General features: G+C 37.2%; 17 protein-coding genes. 5 read left to right on the forward strand and 12 right to left on the reverse strand.

The window, feature by feature from the left end; all coding sequences use genetic code 11:
* Positions 1-112 precede the first annotated feature (112 nt).
* Both ACJVDH_RS09030 and ACJVDH_RS09035 read right to left on the reverse strand, forming a co-directional pair.
* Positions 113-1,141 (reverse strand): S66 peptidase family protein, encoded by a 1,029-nt coding sequence (locus ACJVDH_RS09030; protein WP_443947239.1) that lies wholly within the window; start codon positions 1,139-1,141, stop codon positions 113-115.
* A gap of 397 nt (positions 1,142-1,538) precedes the next feature.
* Positions 1,539-1,694 carry a hypothetical protein gene (locus tag ACJVDH_RS09035; RefSeq protein WP_443947240.1) on the reverse strand — a complete coding sequence of 52 codons (156 nt, stop codon included), beginning with the start codon at positions 1,692-1,694 and terminating at the stop codon, positions 1,539-1,541.
* 297 nt (positions 1,695-1,991) lie between these two features.
* On the opposite strand from ACJVDH_RS09035, the gene ACJVDH_RS09040 reads away from it, so the two are divergent.
* A complete protein-coding gene (locus ACJVDH_RS09040) occupies positions 1,992-3,284 on the forward strand; it encodes a DEAD/DEAH box helicase (protein ID WP_443947241.1) in 1,293 nt (430 codons plus the stop codon).
* A gap of 71 nt (positions 3,285-3,355) precedes the next feature.
* On the opposite strand, the gene ACJVDH_RS09045 is transcribed toward ACJVDH_RS09040, so the two are convergent.
* From ACJVDH_RS09045 to ACJVDH_RS09060, 4 genes are all read right to left on the reverse strand, one after another.
* Positions 3,356-4,678 carry an OmpA family protein gene (locus ACJVDH_RS09045; protein ID WP_443947242.1) on the reverse strand — a complete coding sequence of 441 codons (1,323 nt, stop codon included), beginning with the start codon at positions 4,676-4,678 and terminating at the stop codon, positions 3,356-3,358.
* 199 nt (positions 4,679-4,877) lie between these two features.
* On the reverse strand, positions 4,878-5,543 hold the full coding sequence (locus ACJVDH_RS09050) for a YdeI/OmpD-associated family protein (RefSeq protein ID WP_443947243.1): 666 nt from the start codon (positions 5,541-5,543) through the stop codon (positions 4,878-4,880).
* 9 nt (positions 5,544-5,552) lie between these two features.
* Positions 5,553-6,083, reverse strand: coding sequence for an RNA methyltransferase (locus tag ACJVDH_RS09055; RefSeq protein ID WP_443947614.1), 531 nt, complete (start codon positions 6,081-6,083; stop codon positions 5,553-5,555).
* Positions 6,084-6,136: 53 nt separating this feature from the next.
* Positions 6,137-7,288, reverse strand: coding sequence for a galactokinase (locus ACJVDH_RS09060; RefSeq protein ID WP_443947244.1), 1,152 nt, complete (start codon positions 7,286-7,288; stop codon positions 6,137-6,139).
* Positions 7,289-7,364: 76 nt separating this feature from the next.
* Between ACJVDH_RS09060 and ACJVDH_RS09065 the strand changes: the two genes are divergently transcribed.
* Positions 7,365-8,414 carry an aldose epimerase family protein gene (locus ACJVDH_RS09065; protein WP_443947245.1) on the forward strand — a complete coding sequence of 350 codons (1,050 nt, stop codon included), beginning with the start codon at positions 7,365-7,367 and terminating at the stop codon, positions 8,412-8,414.
* A gap of 2 nt (positions 8,415-8,416) precedes the next feature.
* Positions 8,417-8,812: a DUF1398 domain-containing protein gene (locus ACJVDH_RS09070; protein WP_443947246.1), complete on the forward strand. Its 396-nt coding sequence runs from the start codon at positions 8,417-8,419 to the stop codon at positions 8,810-8,812.
* Positions 8,813-8,872: 60 nt separating this feature from the next.
* On the opposite strand, the gene ACJVDH_RS09075 is transcribed toward ACJVDH_RS09070, so the two are convergent.
* Genes ACJVDH_RS09075 through ribD form a run of 4 tightly spaced genes read right to left on the reverse strand, consistent with a single transcriptional unit; the run spans position 8,873 to position 12,285 of the window.
* Positions 8,873-9,733 (reverse strand): nucleoside phosphorylase, encoded by an 861-nt coding sequence (locus ACJVDH_RS09075; protein WP_443947247.1) that lies wholly within the window; start codon positions 9,731-9,733, stop codon positions 8,873-8,875.
* A 35-nt stretch (positions 9,734-9,768) separates the two neighbouring features.
* Positions 9,769-10,383, reverse strand: coding sequence for an IMPACT family protein (locus ACJVDH_RS09080; protein ID WP_443947248.1), 615 nt, complete (start codon positions 10,381-10,383; stop codon positions 9,769-9,771).
* Positions 10,370-11,233, reverse strand: a complete 864-nt coding sequence (locus ACJVDH_RS09085) for an EamA family transporter (RefSeq protein WP_443947249.1) — start codon at positions 11,231-11,233, stop codon at positions 10,370-10,372. The genes ACJVDH_RS09080 and ACJVDH_RS09085 overlap by 14 nt, the downstream gene beginning before the upstream one ends.
* The gene (ribD, locus tag ACJVDH_RS09090; RefSeq protein WP_443947250.1) at positions 11,230-12,285 is read right to left on the reverse strand and encodes a bifunctional diaminohydroxyphosphoribosylaminopyrimidine deaminase/5-amino-6-(5-phosphoribosylamino)uracil reductase RibD; all 1,056 of its coding nucleotides are present in this window, start codon (positions 12,283-12,285) and stop codon (positions 11,230-11,232) included. Before ribD ends, ACJVDH_RS09085 begins: the two co-directional genes overlap by 4 nt.
* Positions 12,286-12,364: 79 nt before the next feature.
* On the opposite strand from ribD, the gene prmC reads away from it, so the two are divergent.
* Positions 12,365-13,204, forward strand: a complete 840-nt coding sequence (prmC, locus tag ACJVDH_RS09095) for a peptide chain release factor N(5)-glutamine methyltransferase (RefSeq protein ID WP_443947251.1) — start codon at positions 12,365-12,367, stop codon at positions 13,202-13,204.
* A gap of 3 nt (positions 13,205-13,207) precedes the next feature.
* On the opposite strand, the gene xerD is transcribed toward prmC, so the two are convergent.
* Positions 13,208-14,104 (reverse strand): site-specific tyrosine recombinase XerD, encoded by an 897-nt coding sequence (gene xerD, locus ACJVDH_RS09100; RefSeq protein WP_443947615.1) that lies wholly within the window; start codon positions 14,102-14,104, stop codon positions 13,208-13,210.
* A gap of 169 nt (positions 14,105-14,273) precedes the next feature.
* Here xerD and aroQ point away from each other — a divergent pair, with 169 nt between their 5' ends.
* Entirely contained in the window at positions 14,274-14,696 is a 423-nt protein-coding gene (gene aroQ / locus ACJVDH_RS09105; protein ID WP_443947252.1) for a type II 3-dehydroquinate dehydratase, read from the forward strand.
* A gap of 25 nt (positions 14,697-14,721) precedes the next feature.
* Here aroQ and ACJVDH_RS09110 read toward each other — a convergent pair whose 3' ends face one another.
* Positions 14,722-15,735, reverse strand: a complete 1,014-nt coding sequence (locus tag ACJVDH_RS09110; protein WP_443947253.1) for a glycosyltransferase family 2 protein — start codon at positions 15,733-15,735, stop codon at positions 14,722-14,724.
* Positions 15,736-15,779: the final 44 nt, after the last annotated feature.

Here is a 15,779-nt window from a genome sequence, read left to right on the forward strand (position 1 = left end):
CGGGGAATGCGAATTTTTGAAATGAGACCTAATACAAAAATTTTGAGACCAAATTGGCCAATCTTGAGATCAGTTGAAAACGATAAAAGTTAGTTTTGATATTTTTTGCTTGTTAAACAATACACTTTAAAACAGTCTCCGTTTGGTTTACCGTCAATTGGTGTTTCGCACCGCACTTCAATGCAAAGTTATTGCGCTGGTGGCCAACCGGAAAATCAAAAGCAATAGGATAGGCGTATTCTGTGGTTTTTTCCAATACAATATCGTATATGGTCTTGCCAAATTCTTGGCCAGCATCGTCTGGTTTAGTTTTAAATCCACCAACAATCAGAGCTTTTAAATGCGCCAGTTTTCCAGTTCTTTTCAGGTTCCACAACATGCGGTCGATGCTGTATAAGTACTCGCCGGTATCTTCAATAAACAAGATTTTATTTTTTGTATCCAAATCAGATTCACTGCCGGCCAGTGTTTCTAAAATGCTAAGATTTCCACCAACTAAAGCACCATTCACTGTTCCGATTTTATTGGCTGCATGGTAAGGCGCTTTATACACCACAGATTCGCCAGCTAAACAATCTTTAATTGATAAAATGGTTTCAATTTGTATCGGCTCTGCTGTAGTCCAATCGCTCGGAAAGCTATTGCACATTTTAGAATGAAGAGATGCAATGTGGTAATTTTTGGATAAATGACAGTGCAAAACGGTAATATCACTAAATCCGATAATCCATTTCGGATTTTTTTTAAATGCCGTAAAATCCAGTTGATCAATAATGCGTACAAAACCATATCCGCCACGCGCACACATAATAGCATGTATTTGCGGGTTATCCAGCATACGCTGAAAATCTTCTAAACGCTCTTGGTCTGTACCACCATAAGTAAAATTGCGCTTGCCAATGGTGCTGCCGATTTCAGTTTTGTAACCCCAGCTTTCCATTTGTAGAATAGATGGAGCAACATCATCCAACGTAATAAAACCCGCTGGACTTGTTATGCCAATTACATTGCCAGGTTTTAGATAAGGCGGAAGTAAAAAATCGTTGTTGTTTTCTGGCTGCGTTTTGCTGGCCAAACTATCAATTGCAGTAAATAATAATGGTGATGCTAAAAGAGACGATACAAAGCGTTTTCGATTCATAAAATTTTAATGTGCATTGGGACAGGCAATATAAGCTTAAAATTTTTTGCACAACAGAAAAAGGGATTTATATCCATAAATCCCTTTTAAACCAAACAAATTAATCTGTAAAAGATTAGTATAATGTGAATTAACTATTTAACCCTTGCTGTAGTAAAAAGTTTTTAAAAATTGTAAATATTTAGAAAATGACGGTTTGAACTCTTTTTAAAAAGGTAAGGCTACCCCTCGCGGGTAGCCTTGCTAACAACAAAACAAATATAAGATAACCAAATCTTACCTGATTCGAGCAGAAATCAGGCGTAAGTGTGTATTATACACTTTTGAGGTAAGGCAGCAGAATCGAACCACTATATTCAGGTTTTAAAAACCTCGCTGCCCAGCAGCCAACCTACCTTTAAACCAGTTTCAGGTTTAAATAATCATGCAATTCCTGCAACTGTTCAGGATTTAACTCTATAAAAGTATGTTCCTCATTAGCAACTGTTTTTACATATGTTGCCGGAAAAACCGGGTAATCTTCTATTGATGGATATTGAAAATAAACAGACATCAAGTGGATTTTTATGGTTAAACTAATATCTTTACCAACATCGTGATGCAAATATATTAATATCTATATAAAATCTATAGATATAGTAGATTAAATAATTTTATATTCACTAATTTACTGATAGTCAAATAAATAAAATTTATTTAATTTTGATTCAAGACCTAGCTTCTTGTAAAAACGCAACAATTTCTTCGTAAATTTTGTGGAGATCATCATCTATTTCTGTACACATTTCATTCAAATTCAGAAAAGCTAATTATTTTGAGGATATTTGCACATTATTAAAAAGAGAAGATCGTGTCGTTAGATAAATTAAAACTTAGCAAGCAGCTTGTCGCTTCTATGACAGAAGCTGGATTTTTAAGTCCAAAGGAAATCCAGAATAAAACCATGTCGCGCATTTTGGGCGGGCAAGATGTTGTTGCAATCGGGCCAGAAGGTTCTGGAAAAACAACAACCTATGTTTTGGCTACATTGATGCGTTTAAAATATGCTTTTGAAGAAGCGCCTCGGGCATTAATTCTCGTTCCAGATGCAGAACATGTTGCACATGTTTTAGAGCAGTTTAAATTATTGAACAGAAACTCTACGTTTAGAATTTTAGGAATAGACAGTACAGGAACGGTAGAAAATCAGATGAATGAGATTACAGACGGTTGCGATATTATTGTTGCCGTTCCGGACCGCGCGCGTGCACTTTATTTAAAACTGGCATTAAACACCAACAAAATTCAGTTGTTTGTTGTCGATAATGCAGAATTGATCATCAAAAAAGGATTGCAATTGCCTGTTGTTGAATTGGCAAACAGTGCATATAAATCTCAGCATGTGGTGTTTTCAGAAGTTTATCATGATAAACTGGAGCATATGATTTCGCCATTTATGAAAGATTCTTCTGTAACGATAGAGGTAGACGAAATTGGCGAGACACAAGCCGAAGTATACCCGCAAATGTTGTATCATGTACCCAACTTTAGAACAAAGTTAAACTTGATTACGCTTTTGTTAGAAGATGCAGAAATGTTTGATAAAGTGATCATTTTTGTAAATACACGTTTAACGGCACAAACTGTATACAAAAACTTTAATCATAGAAATGAAGGAGAAATCCGGATTTACAAACCTATTTTCTTTGATGACGCAGGTTTCGTTTCATTAGATGATTTTCTGGAAGATAGCAATGCTCGGATCTTAATTGCAGCGAATGAGAATTTCGAAGCTCAGAGTTTGGAAGGCATTCCGTTTATCATTCACCTTGAACTTCCGGATGCCAAAGAAACATTGATTCAACGGATTGTAAAAACCAACGATGACGATGTAGTATCAATTACTTTCTCTACCGATATTGAATTGAGTGAGGTTCGTAAAATTGAACTGGCAGTAGGGCATAAAATGGAAGTGATGGAATTGCCAGAAGATTTAAAAGTGGTTGATGTAACCAAATCAAAAAAGAAGAAAGAAGATAAGGAAGAAACTTCCGATCGGGGAGCGGCCTTTCACGAGAAAAAAGCCAGCAATCTTAAAAACTACAATTATAGCGCAGGCGCGAAAGCAAAGATGACCTATAAAAACAAAAAAGGGTTGTCTTAATTCTTTTTAAACGGCATAAAAAAAGCTCCTGAAAATTTTCAGGAGCTTTTTTTATTAGACTAACCTTTTGATTAGTATAAAGTAAATTCTACGCGACGGTTTTGTTGACGACCAGCTGCAGTTTTGTTTGTTGCAATTGGTTGGTCAGGTCCGTAACCTGTAGCTTCGATTCTAGATGCATTTGCACCCTGAGAAACCAGATATGCTTTTACAGATTCTGCTCTTTCTTTCGATAAACGCAAGTTTAACTCTCTGCCACCTGTATTATCAGTGTGTCCAGCCAATTTAAGGCTAAAGTTTTTCTCTACCAATAAAGCTGCAACACGGTTCAAAGTAGCATAAGATTTAGAACGGATAGTTGATTTACCTAAGTCAAATTCAAGATTTGAAATCGCATCTCTTACAACTTTACGGTCTTCTTCAGTTACCACAACTTTAGTTTCTTTGATGATTTGTTTTGGAGTAGTTAACGGACATCCAGAACCATCTACAACTGTTCCAGCTGGAGTTCCAGGGCATTTGTCAAATTTGTTTGCTACGCCATCATTATCATCATCGCCCATGTCTTTCGCATATTGCTCACGGTCTCTTTGTGCATTTTGCTCAGCAGTAGATAAAGCAGATCTCAATTCAGCACTTTCTTCTGCAGATTCTTTACGTAAGTTTGCCAATGCACTGTAGTTTTGCAATTGTGGTTTTTCTTTGCTTCCTAAAGCAAATTCTAAACCTGCGTGTGCATAAGCAAATCTGTCATTAGTTCCTGTGTTGAAACCATCAAATTTAGCTGACTTTACGAAGTTAACATCGTAACCGAAATCTAAGTTAATTCCTTTAGCTACACCAAGTTTGAAACCTGCACCAACTGGTACAAACCAACCTTCTCTGTAATAACCCTGATCTGCTGTAGCCGGAGTAGCTGTTGCGCCAGATGACATGTAACCCGCACCCGCTTTTAAGTAAGGAATCAGAACCGCATTTTCATTGTTGATGTTTACGTTAGCAACATTCCAAACTGCAGAAATTGCACCAGACCACTGTAAATTAGTTTTGTAGCCAGTATTTGCTGTATAACCGCCAGCGCCGTTTGCAATACGCAATTCTTCTACTTTACCAGCAAGGAAATCTGCTTGGATACCCAATTGCGGTAAAATTTGTTTCTTAATGTAACCACCGTAACCAATGTGTTCTACAGGTGTCTGGAACAAATTGTTAGAATTTCCGAAAATTGTTCTTGGGGTTAACAAACCTCCGTTAACACCAATAGACCAAGTTCTGAAATCTTTGGTAGAGAAACGATTTGTTGTTGGGGTAGTCTGTGTATCTTGTGCAAATACTTGGGATGATAGGCCTAAGAATGCAATCAACATTGTTGATTTAGTAATTTTTGAGTTCATTGTTTTTTCTTTTTTTGTATAAATTCCCAACAGCATTTGTAGCTGTTTTCGACTAAACGATTAGAAAAAACCTTGCCAATTGGGAGGTAAATACTTCAAAAAGCACATTTTCAGTGTATTAGCTCATTATGCTAATGTTACTAAAATGTTACTTCAACAACGTTCGAAACTATTTTTTTGTATAGTATTGTGTACATTTTTATTTTTGGCCTGGATTTCTGCGCGCTGCCAATAATAATTCTAATGCCTTTTTAATCCGCGTTTCTCTGGTCTTTTCCTGTTTCGCACTCAAAATCCACAGTACATATTCTTTCTTATTAGAGTAAGAAAGTTTTTCGAAAAATGCCAGCGCAGCTGGGTGTGTAATCAAGACATTTTGCAAATCTGGTGGGCAAATCACTTTTTTATGTTCAGGATCTATATATTCTCCGTAGGTGTTGTTTTCCTTTATATGTGCATTACTTAAACCAGAAGCTTTTACTTCTGATGCCAGCTTAATTCTTATACCCGTCCATACATCATTTACTGCAGCAGAAGCGCATGGCGATAGATTGTAATCAAGTAGTTTTCTCCAGTTTTTCATCAAATCCAGATCAGAATCTATTTTAGATGATTTCTTCGGATAAAAAATCCAGAAAATTGTTCTTGCATTGATTTGATTTAGGTTGCGCTTAATTTGTTCATCAAGCTCACTCTGATGTACAGAAAAGGTAATCAATACATCAAATGTTGCCTTACTATCATAATGAAAAAAGATATCAGAAGGTATTTCTCCAAAAATTGCTGCAGCATGTTCTGGTGCATTTTCTACAGCGACATGAAAACCGGGTTTTATCTGTAACTTTTTCAGAAAGGGATTTTGCATTTGGGATGATTATAATTTCAATTTAGCGAAAAAATCCCAAAGAACAATACCTGCAGAAATTACAATGTTGAAGGAGTGTTTGGTGCCAAATTGCGGAATTTCTATGCATTCGTCAATTTTTGCCATGACTTCATCACTTACACCATCTACTTCATTACCAAAGATGAGTGCATATTTTTTTTCGGTATTGGGTTTAAACGTATTTAACATTATACTTCCCGCTGCTTGCTCAATGGCAACAATTTCATATCCCGCGCTGCGTAGCTCATCTACTGCCGTAACCGTTTCTTCATAATGAATCCAATCCACAGATTGCGTTGCGCCAAGCGCGGTTTTTTCAATTTCACGATGTGGTGGTTGTGCCGTTATGCCACATAAAACGACTTTCTCTAGCGCAAAACCATCCGCCGTGCGGAAAACTGAACCAACATTGTGCATACTCCTAACATTATCCAACACCACTACAACAGGAAGTTTTTCCTTAGTTTTAAAAGTCTCCACGTCCGGACGGTTCAATTCGTCCATTTTCAATTTCTTCATCATTAAACGTATCAAAGCAGTGTTGTTTTTTCAACGCCGCCAATATTCATTACTTATAATTTTGTTGGTCCGTTGCCAATCTCGCTGATGTAAACTGCTGCAGGATAACCAATTTTTGCCACATAAAATTCAGTCAGGCCTTTTGCAAAATCTTCTTCAGAACCTTTTTTTAGCAAAGCAATTGCACAGCCGCCAAACCCGGCGCCTGTCATTCTAGCGCCAATAACCGCTGCGTAGCCGCTACAAAACTCTACAACGGCATCTAACTCTGCGCCACTCACTTCATACAAATCTTTTAAAGATTGATGCGATGCATACATTAAACGCCCAAACTCTTCAAGCAAGCCATTGTTCAATGCTTTTGCGGCCAAATGTACACGGTCATTTTCTTTAACTACGTGCGTAGCGCGGTTTAGAATAACTTTGTCTTGAATTAAATGGTTGTGTAGGGCAAACTTCTCTGCAGTTAATTCGCACAAGTTGTGCAGTGTAATTTCTTGGTTTAATAATCGTAATGCTTCCTGGCATTCTGCAACGCGCTCATTATATTTAGAATCTGCTAATTCTCTAGGTTTGTTGGTATTTACAATAGCCAGCACGTAATCGCCAAGATTTATATCAACCAATTTGCTTTTTAGTGAATCGCAGTCCAATACAATTGCTTTATCTTTTTCGCCAAAAGCAACGGCAAACTGATCCATAATTCCAGAGCTTACGCCAATAAAATTATTTTCTACCCTTTTAGCCATTTTCACGAGTTCGAGCTTATCGTATCCGAGATCAAAATATTCATTAAGTGCAAAAGCCGTCGCAATTTCTATCGAAGCAGAAGAAGAAAGACCTGAACCAATCGGAATATTTCCATAATACAAAAGGTCTACACCTTCAATTTTTTTTCCGTCCCGGATAAACTCATTCAGTATTCCGGTTGGATAATTAAACCAGTAATTTGCATTTTTTTCTTGCAAAACATTGGCAGGAATTTCCGCCTGTTGTTCAAAATTTAAACTTTTAAACCTGATTTTGTTTTCGCCATTTGAAGCCAAAGCAAGCCACGTTCCCATAGTAATTGCGCAAGGCATAACCAAACCGCCATTGTAATCAATATGTTCGCCAATTAAATTTACGCGGCCTGGAGTAAAATAAACTGCTTCTGCTTGTTGTTGATATTGTTCTGCAAATTTATCTTCGAGTTTAAAATCCATTTGGTCAAAAATATTTTAGGTTAAGATTGTAATAATAGTAAGTTTGCTTTTGAAACAAAAGACTAAGTTACAATTTATGAGAGTAAACCAAATATCTACCGGTAATATTGTTGATGATGAAGAGATCATTGCAATTGAATTAACCAACAATAAAGGTACCTACGTTAAGATTTTCAATTACGGCGCAACTATCAATAAATTTATTGTAAAAAATGCACAGGGTGAAATGCAGGACATTGTATTGGGCTTTGAGGATTTTGAACAATACATTAGTGCTGATTTTATTAAAAACAATTCTTTAATGGGTGCTGTAGTTGGGCGTTATGCAAACCGCATTAAAGGGGGTAAATTTAGTATCGATGGAAACGACTATCAACTTGCACAGAATACCGGAAGCGATTGTTTACACGGCGGTCTCGTTGGTTTTGATAAAAAGGTTTGGGATGTGATAGAAACCAGTGAAGAACCACACGCGGCAGTGACCTTACAATACGAAAGTGCAGATGGCGAGGAGAATTTTCCGGGAAATTTAATCGTGGATCTTACTTTTGAACTGACAGATAATGACGAACTGATTTTAAGTTATGAAGCTGAAACCGACCAGGCAACAGCAATCAACCTTACACATCATGGTTATTTCAATTTATCTCCAAAGGTTGGGAACATTAAAGATCACACCTTGCAGATTTTTGCCAAAAATTATCTTGAGCAAGACGAGAATTTTTGTGTTACCGGAAATTTAATTCCAGTGATTGGTACTCCATTAGATTTTACACAGAGGAAAGCCATTGGTAAAGATTGGAACCCGGAGGATGGCTATGATCAAACTTTTGTTTTGGACAAATCTTACGGCGATTTATCCCTTGCCGCCAAAACAATTGAAGAGGAAAGCGGTTTAGTGTTAGATATATACACCACGGAACCTGTGGCGCATTTGTATACGGCAAAATATCTTCGGGCTAGAAATGGAAAAGGGGGCAAAGAATATGTTGGAGACGATGCATTTTGCATAGAAACTCAACATCATCCTAACGCTGTAAATGTTCCGGCATTTCCGTCCACGATTTTAAAACCAGAAGATTTGTATACGCAAACCACTATATATAAGGTTTCTTTAAACAAATAATTATGTTCACGATTGAAGATATTAATGCAGAAGCATCAAAGGTAAAAAGTGGAGCGGAGTTTCCGCAGTTTACACAAGCTTTAAAAAAAATGGGCGTTACGCGTAACGATTTCTACGTTAAAGATGGCTTGTCGATTTATTTTGATGATGCTGGTAAATCTGTACAATCAAGTCCAGAGGGTTATCCAGAACTAAACGTCAATACTGAATCTTCAGTTGAGAAGCTTAAACATGCTTTAGAAATTCACCAGAAAGGGGAGTCTGATTATTTTAGTTTTTGTAAGCAAGCAGCAGATGCTGGTGTAGAAAAATGGGTAATAGATACCGAATTACAAAACTGCAAATATTTGGATAGCGAACAGCATGTTTTGCTGGAAGAGAAAATTCCGGCAATTTAGTTGTGAGAAGCACAATGGAAAAATAGGGTCAGCAAATCTAATTTGCTGACCCTATTTCTGTTAAAGTCTTTCTAAAACAATTTTGATTGCCTTCTCTACAATTTTATCCGGTTCTGTACTAAAATCAAATTTAACACGGCTAGCCAAAATTGCATTGATAGAAAGCGCATGGTGGCCAAGTACTTTTGCTAAAGCGTAAATTCCGGCGGTTTCCATTTCCAGGTTTGTAATTCTATTTCCGTTTGATTGAAAACTTTTTATTATTCCGATAAAATCCTGAACAGAATTTTTTGCACGCACCAATCGGCCTTGCGGCGCATAAAATCCGGGCGCCGTAATGGTAATCCCGTGTGTTAAGTCTTTGCCAATTGTATGGAGTAAAGTATCTGATGCGGCAGTTAGATAAGGAACAATTCCATTGACAGGACTAAAGTGATTCTTAATCTCTTTTAATAAAACACTTTCATTATCACTAGGGTTTTGAACATAATAATTCATTAATGCATCCATTCCTAAACCATATGATGATGCCAAAATGGTGCCCATCGGTACATCTTCTTGTACTGCACCCGAAGTTCCAATTCGTATAATGTTTAGTGACGTAAGTTCTGGTTTTGCTTCGCGCGTATCAAAATCTACATTCACCAGAGCATCAAGTTCATTTAAAACAATGTCAATATTGTCTGTTCCAATACCTGTTGAGAGTACCGTAATTCTATTCTTGCCAAGAAAACCAGTATGCGTAATAAACTCTCGCTTTCCTTTTTTTATTTCTATAGAATCGAAATGTTTGGTAATTTCACCAACGCGATCTGGATCGCCAACTGTTATTACTGTAGACGCGACATCCTCTGGCAGTAAATTTAAGTGATATATAGACCCGTCAGGATTTATTATCAGGTCGCTTTTTGATATTTTCATATTTGGTTGTTCTAATGTGCTTTGGTTTTTAACCGTTACGCGGTACGTAAATATTTCAGTTTTACGCCTTCAATTTTATCAAATTTATTTAGAACTGTATTTAGCTGTGCTTTCCGTACTTCAAATTGCAGTAAATAATTGGTATCAAATTGTTGAGCTAAAACCAAAAGATTTTCTTCTTTTGTCAGTTTCATTACATCGTTCATTTGCAGGTAATCGAAATGAATTTCATAAATATCGTTAACGGTTTTGGTGGTAATTTTAGCAGCTTTTAGCGCCTCGATACTGGCCGTTTTATACGCATTTATTAAACCCGGAACACCCAATAATGTGCCACCAAAATAACGGACAACAACCATTAAAAGGTTTGTAACATCTTCAGAAAGTAATGTATTTAGAATCGGGCGACCAGCCGTTCCTGAAGGTTCGCCATCGTCATTCACGCGGAAAACTTTTCTATCTGGTGTTAACCTGTATGCATAACAAAAATGCCTTGCTTTCGCGTGTTCTGCACGCAAACCGGCAATTATCGGTTTTACTTCATCTTCCGTTGAAATTGGATATGCGTACGCAATGAATTTACTTCCTTTATCTCGAAAAATACCTTCTGAAGGTTTTTCGATGGTTTTGTAGGTATCATCGAACAGCATTTTGAGATAAAGTTATGAAGGTTACCGCCAAAAGTGCAAGTATAATACCCAGATAATTCCATTTAGATAGTTTCTCTTTAAATGCAATTACGCCAATTAATGTACCTACGATGATTACACCAAAATTCATTGCCGCAAAAACCGTTGATGGATTTTGTGCCAGTGCTTTGTGTGCTTTCATGTAGAAAAGAATATTTCCGAAGTTAAATACACCCAGAATTACGCCACAGGCAAAATTGACCAATTGCAATTTCGTTTTTCCGGTAAGCGCCATTACCGCAACAATAATAGAGGAGCTGAGTAAAGACAGTACGAATACCGTAAATAACGAAGTGGTATAAGGCAGCGCTTTATATAAGGCAATTTGTTTGAACAATACGTCTATAACGCCGAAACCGATAAAAACCGTAACCGGATAAATCCAGCGGCCAGATGACGTTCGATCGGTTTTTCGCAATAACGTCAGTACAATGGCAGCGAAGCCAAGAACTATTCCAACGATTTTCAGTTCATTAAAACTTTCATCAAAAATAAAATAAGCCGCTAAAATTGGGATGAAAAGCGACAGGCGTTGTGCGATATCGGTTTTTACAATACCCAGGTTTTTTACAGAGGCGGCAAGGAATAAAAAAACCGATGGCAATAAAACGGCCAATGCAATAAAAATTGGCCAGGGCGCGGTTGCATTTATTTGGCTTATATCTGGTTTAAAGAAAAACGCACAAAGCGCAGCTGCTATCAAATAATTTACTGTAACAGCCTGTATAATATTAATTCGGTACCGTTTGGCCAGTTTTAATAAAATGGCAACAGTAACGCTGCATAAAATGCTTAAAAGAATGAATATCATTTTCTTGTGTCGTTTATATAGATAGATAGTTTGTCTGGCCCAACAGCAATTTGTTCAACCAAATTTCCGTTTATTCCAGGCGATTGAATGCCTTCGGTCCAACTGTTTTGAGCGGTAAAAATACGTGCTTCATCCCAAAGATTGTTGTCTAGAAAATGTTTTAGGATTTTAGCGCCACCTTCAATAATTACTGATTGAATATCCATTAAATAGAGCTGAAACAATATTTTTTGGGGAAGATAAAACAACATGTCTTCCATTTGAATGTAATGGATATTATTAATTACATCTGTTTTTACTTCGTTTAAAATAACTGTTTTGGCTTCTTTATTATAAATGTGATTGCTAAGCGGGATATCAAGATTCCTGTCTATTACAATTCTTGTTGGGTTTTTTCCAGTCCAATCGCGTGCATTCAATTGCGGGTTGTCTACAATTGCTGTTTGCTTACCAATTAAAATGGCATCTTCTTCTGTTCTCCATTTGTGCGCAAGGCGTTTTGCCAGCGGTGAGCTGATCCATTTCTGATGGCCGTCATTGCGCGCAAAATATCCATTAGCAGTTTCTGCCCACTTTAGAATAATGTATGGGCGTTGCTGTTGCACTCGTGTAAAAAAGCGTCTGTTTAAAAACCGGCATTCGGCGTCTAAGATTCCGCTTTCTACTTCGATTCCGGCATTTTTTAATTTCTCAATTCCTTTACCATCTACAGCAGAAAAGGGATCCCGGTTGCCGATAACGACTTTTTTAACCTGATGTTTTACCAACAAATCGGCGCATGGAGGCGTTTTTCCAAAATGTGCGCAAGGCTCAAGATTAACATAAACGGTTGCACGTTTAAGTAATTCATCAGCTTCAGTACCAAAAGCATCAAAAACAGCTTTTATTGCAGTAGGTTCTGCATGCGGCTGGCCATAAGCATGGTGATAACCTTCGCCAATGCATTTTCCATCTACAACAATTACACAGCCTACCATCGGGTTGGGACTAACTGTTCCGAGGCCCAGAGCTGCAAGCTCCAAACACCTCTGCATGTAAAATTCATTGGTCATCGATGCAAAAATAGAAAAAATTGATTCACGACTGTCCGAAATTAGAATGGATCTGACCTTTAATTGTAATTTTACACCGATGAAACTCGGAGAACTAGAAAAACATTTTGTATTAGAATTGCGGCATTTGTATGATGATAGCGAAGCTCAAGAATTGTTTAGTCTTGCTGCTGAACATGTTCTGGAAGTATCTACCACAAAATTGCGTATGTTAAAGCCTGTTTTTTTGCCTTTAGATCAACTGAATGCGTTAAGAAATATTTTAAATGAACTCAAAAACGGCCGCCCAATACAGCACATTCTTGGGGAAGCGCATTTTTATGGCTTAGTATTTAAAGTGAGCAAAAATGTGTTGATACCACGACCAGAAACTGAAGAATTAATTTATTGGATTACTGAAACTTACGTAGGTAAAACAAACCTAAAAATACTGGATATTGGTAGCGGAACAGGTTGCATTCCGATTGTATTGAATAAAAACCTTCAGGATTCTGAAGTTCTTTCTATAGATGTTTCGCCAGAAGCTATTTTGATTGCCCAAGAAAATGCCGAAAAACTACATGCGAAAGTTGATTTTCAGCTTGCAGATATTTTTAAATTTGACAGCGAAAGAAAGTTTGATATCATTGTGAGCAATCCACCGTACATCCGCGATTTGGAAAAGCGCGATATGCATACAAATGTTCTGGAACACGAACCACATTTAGCACTGTTTGTTTCTGATGATGATCCCTTGGTTTTTTATCGCGCAATTGCAGATCTGGCCAAAACCAATCTCTGCGAAAATGGAAAACTTTTTTTCGAGATTAATTCTTATCTGGGCGTAGAAATGATTGAGATGTTGAAAGCTAAAGGCTTTAAAAACATTGAATTGCGAAAAGATATGCAAGGCAACGATCGTATGCTGTGCTGCTTTTAGTCATTACGCCCGTGGATGAAATTGGGTAACTACATCACGAAGATAGTCCCGATCCAAATGGGTGTAAATTTCTGTTGTAGTAATACTGGCGTGCCCAAGCATTTCTTGTACGGCACGTAAATCTGCTCCACCTTCTATCAAATGTGTAGCAAAAGAATGTCTTAATGTATGTGGACTAATATTTTTTTTAATTCCAGTTTCTGCGGCGAGCGTTTTAATTAAGTTGAAAATGGTAATTCTAGATAGCTTGGCGCCAAACCGGTTTAGAAAAATAAAATCTTCATTGCCTTTTTTGATGTTGGCATGTACGCGCACTTCTTTAATGTAAATCGAAATTAATTTAAGCGCGGTGCTTCCAATCGGAATTAAGCGTTCTTTGTTTCCTTTTCCAATTACTTTGATAAATTCTATCTGCGGGAAAAGCCCCGAAATTCGTAAATCGGTTAGTTCTGAAACACGTAAACCACAACCATACAAAACTTCGATAATTGCTTTGTTCCGGATTCCTTCAGGTTTAGATGCATCAATCCGATCAATCAATGTATTAATCTCATGAATATTTAAGGTATCTGGCAGTTTCCTGGAAATTTTTGGTGCTTCAAGCAATGCCGATGGATCATTTTCTGTCAGGTTCTCTAACAGTAAATAATGCCAGAAAGCTTTCAATCCAGAAATAACTCTTGCTTGTGTGCTGGCCAGCATACCCAAATCATTTATCCAGCTAATAAATGCGCGTAGATCTGTAAATGTAATTTCTGAAGGCGCAGGCGTTTGGTTTATTGACTGAAAATACTGCGAAAGTTTTTCAATATCGGTTAAATACGCTTTTACGGAGTGATCTGAAAGCGAACGTTCCAGTTTTAAATATGCCTTAAATCCTTTAATATATTGCTGCCACATATGCGTTTCTTCTTTCTGGAACTGAAACAAAGATGAAAATTTATGCACGTAAAGTTTAAAGTAAATTTTAACGTCACGTAAAAATATTTCAGATCATTGCGTATAATTGCCCCACAAAGCTGCACACAGGCGTTTTACGCTCTGCTGTTGCAGATCAAATTCCATTATTATGAAAATACAGATTATCAACGGCCCAAATCTAAACTTACTTGGCGTACGCGAACCATCAATTTATGGAAGCACGAGTATAGAAACCTATATTGAGGAATTAAAAGCAATATATCCGACTATTGATATCGACTATTTTCAAAGCAATGTAGAAGGGGAGATCATTAATAAATTGCATGAAGTTGGCTTTACGTATGACGGAATTGTATTAAATGCTGGCGGTTACACGCATACTTCTGTTGCTATTGCTGATGCAATTGCCGCAATTAATACTGCGGTTGTAGAAGTTCACGTATCAAATATTTATGCGCGCGAAGAATACCGCCATGTTTCTCTGACCGGAAAAAATTGTAAAGGTGTGTTAACTGGTTTCGGGATGAAGGGTTATCGTTTGGCTATTGAAAGCCTGATCATTCCATCGTAATAGAATTTTCTGAAATAGTTATCTTCTATTTCAATTTCGAGAAAAATCTAATTTTCTTAATGAAAAATGCCCAGACAATGCTATTGTTGTATACACCAGCATGTTTGGCGTAAGCGATTTGTTTACGGTCGCGTTTTTTGTTTGTTTTGGTAATGGCCTGCAAAAAATGCCAGTGTCCTTTACTAACGGCAAGTGTAAATTTCGGTTTGCCGGATAGTAAAAAATGCCACCATGCAATAAAATCTATGCACATGCGGATAAAAATGCGGAAGATAGCATCGCCCGCAGGCAAATTCTTCTGCATAATTATCAGATTGTTGCGAAAGTTTAAATAGGTTTTGTACGGGTTTTCGGTTTGTAAAGTGCCGCCACCAACATGGTAAACTTCAGTTTCTGGGCAAAACATAATTTTATAACCCCGGTTTTTTAGTCGCCAGCACAAATCAATTTCTTCCATGTGTGCAAATAAATCTGCGTCTAAACCGCCAACTTCTTTCCAGCATTTGCTTTTGATAAAGAAAGCTGCGCCGCTTGCCCAAAAAATTTCACGCGTATCATTGTACTGGCCGTTGTCAATTTCGTAAACGTTAAAAATCCTGCCTCTGCAAAAAGGATATGCATAAATATCCAATTGGCCGCCAGCTGCTCCGGCATATTCAAACTGATTTTTGTGTAGCTGATATTTGACTTTAGGTTGCGCCGCTGCGATTGTCGGATCGTTTTGCATTAAATTAATTACAGGTTGTATCCAATTCGGAACAACTTCTACATCAGAATTCAGCAAAATGAAATAATCTGCTTCCACACGTTCCAAAACACGGTTATAACCGCCGGCAAAACCGTAATTCAGATCGTTAGAAATGATTTTAACAGAGGGAAAGTTCTCTTCTATAAAAGCAACAGAATCATCAGTAGAAGCATTATCGCTAACAATAATTTGCAAATTGTCGTATTCAGAACGCAATACACTTGGCAAAAACTCTTTAAGGAAATTTTTTCCGTTCCAATTTAAAATTACTACCGCGACCGAAGGATTCATCTGTTTTTTAATTATACTTTGTGTTAAAATAAATGAGCGAAAAT

The organism is Pedobacter terrestris, from assembly GCF_052343045.1.
GTDB lineage: Bacteria > Bacteroidota > Bacteroidia > Sphingobacteriales > Sphingobacteriaceae > Pedobacter.

Bases quoted from the DNA above. Each gene is read 5' to 3' on its own strand.
- ACJVDH_RS09030 (WP_443947239.1), bottom strand. From the start codon at position 1,141: ATGAATCGAAAACGCTTTGTATCGTCTCTTTTAGCATCACCATTATTA.
- ACJVDH_RS09035 (WP_443947240.1), bottom strand. From the start codon at position 1,694: ATGTCTGTTTATTTTCAATATCCATCAATAGAAGATTACCCGGTTTTT.
- ACJVDH_RS09045 (WP_443947242.1), bottom strand. From the start codon at position 4,678: ATGAACTCAAAAATTACTAAATCAACAATGTTGATTGCATTCTTAGGC.
- ACJVDH_RS09050 (WP_443947243.1), bottom strand. From the start codon at position 5,543: ATGCAAAATCCCTTTCTGAAAAAGTTACAGATAAAACCCGGTTTTCAT.
- ACJVDH_RS09055 (WP_443947614.1), bottom strand. From the start codon at position 6,083: ATGAAGAAATTGAAAATGGACGAATTGAACCGTCCGGACGTGGAGACT.
- ACJVDH_RS09060 (WP_443947244.1), bottom strand. From the start codon at position 7,288: ATGGATTTTAAACTCGAAGATAAATTTGCAGAACAATATCAACAACAA.
- ACJVDH_RS09065 (WP_443947245.1), top strand. From the start codon at position 7,365: ATGAGAGTAAACCAAATATCTACCGGTAATATTGTTGATGATGAAGAG.
- ACJVDH_RS09070 (WP_443947246.1), top strand. From the start codon at position 8,417: ATGTTCACGATTGAAGATATTAATGCAGAAGCATCAAAGGTAAAAAGT.
- ACJVDH_RS09075 (WP_443947247.1), bottom strand. From the start codon at position 9,733: ATGAAAATATCAAAAAGCGACCTGATAATAAATCCTGACGGGTCTATA.
- ACJVDH_RS09080 (WP_443947248.1), bottom strand. From the start codon at position 10,383: ATGCTGTTCGATGATACCTACAAAACCATCGAAAAACCTTCAGAAGGT.
- ACJVDH_RS09085 (WP_443947249.1), bottom strand. From the start codon at position 11,233: ATGATATTCATTCTTTTAAGCATTTTATGCAGCGTTACTGTTGCCATT.
- ribD (WP_443947250.1), bottom strand. From the start codon at position 12,285: ATGACCAATGAATTTTACATGCAGAGGTGTTTGGAGCTTGCAGCTCTG.
- prmC (WP_443947251.1), top strand. From the start codon at position 12,365: ATGAAACTCGGAGAACTAGAAAAACATTTTGTATTAGAATTGCGGCAT.
- xerD (WP_443947615.1), bottom strand. From the start codon at position 14,104: ATGTGGCAGCAATATATTAAAGGATTTAAGGCATATTTAAAACTGGAA.
- aroQ (WP_443947252.1), top strand. From the start codon at position 14,274: ATGAAAATACAGATTATCAACGGCCCAAATCTAAACTTACTTGGCGTA.
- ACJVDH_RS09110 (WP_443947253.1), bottom strand. From the start codon at position 15,735: ATGAATCCTTCGGTCGCGGTAGTAATTTTAAATTGGAACGGAAAAAAT.